A 784-nucleotide genomic window follows, 5' to 3' on the forward strand; every position below is an offset into this window, starting at 1 on the left:
CCAAGCCGCACCTGCTGGGCAGTGAGGTGATGGGGTCGGTGAGCGCCTACGGCGTGGGTGGGGCGCACCGGCACACGCCGGAGATGGTGCAGACCCTCTCCCAGGCCGCGGGCCGGCCGGTGGGCGTGAGCTTCACGCCGACGCTGGTGCCGATGAGCCGGGGCATCCTGGCCACCTGCTCGGCGAAGCTCTTCCCGGGCATCGACGAGGCGGCGGTGCGGGCGGCGTACGAGAAGGCCTACGGCGAGGAGCCGTTCGTGCACCTGCTGCCCGAGGGGCAGTGGCCGACCACCGCGCAGGTGCTGGGGGCGAACACCGTCGCGCTGCAGGTGGCGGTCGATCCGGATGCCGGGCGGCTGGTGGTGGTGGCGGCGGTGGACAACCTGACCAAGGGCACCGGGGGCGCGGCGGTGCAGTGCGCCAACCTGGCCCTGGGCCTGCCCGAGACCACCGGCCTGCCGGTCGTGGGAGTCGCGCCATGAGCGAGCTCGCGAGCTCGTGCACGGGCACGGCAGCGCCGCGAACGCGGCCGACGAGCGCCAGCGAGGAGGCAGCGTGAGCGTCACCGCCCCGCACGGGTTCTCCGCGGCGGGGGTCGCGGCCGGCCTGAAGTCCAGCGGCGACCCCGACGTCGCCGTCGTCCTCAACCACGGGCCGGACGACGCCGCCGCGGCCGTGTTCACGACCAACCGCTTCCCCGCCGCGCCGGTGCAGTGGAGCCGCCAGGTCCTCAGCAGCGGCCGCGTCAAGGCCGTCGTCCTCAACTCCGGCGGCGCCAACGCCT

Annotated in this window: 2 protein-coding genes; both read left to right on the forward strand. The window is 75.0% G+C overall.

The window, feature by feature from the left end; all coding sequences use genetic code 11:
* Positions 1-482 (forward strand): Asd/ArgC dimerization domain-containing protein (locus tag ACI79G_RS24955; protein WP_456883721.1); only part of this gene is annotated, 482 nt, incomplete at its 5' end.
* 73 nt (positions 483-555) lie between these two features.
* Positions 556-784, forward strand: a 229-nt coding sequence (locus ACI79G_RS24960; RefSeq protein ID WP_456883722.1) for a bifunctional ornithine acetyltransferase/N-acetylglutamate synthase, incomplete at its 3' end; no start/stop codon positions are given.

The organism is Geodermatophilus sp. SYSU D00779 (genome assembly GCF_054050595.1).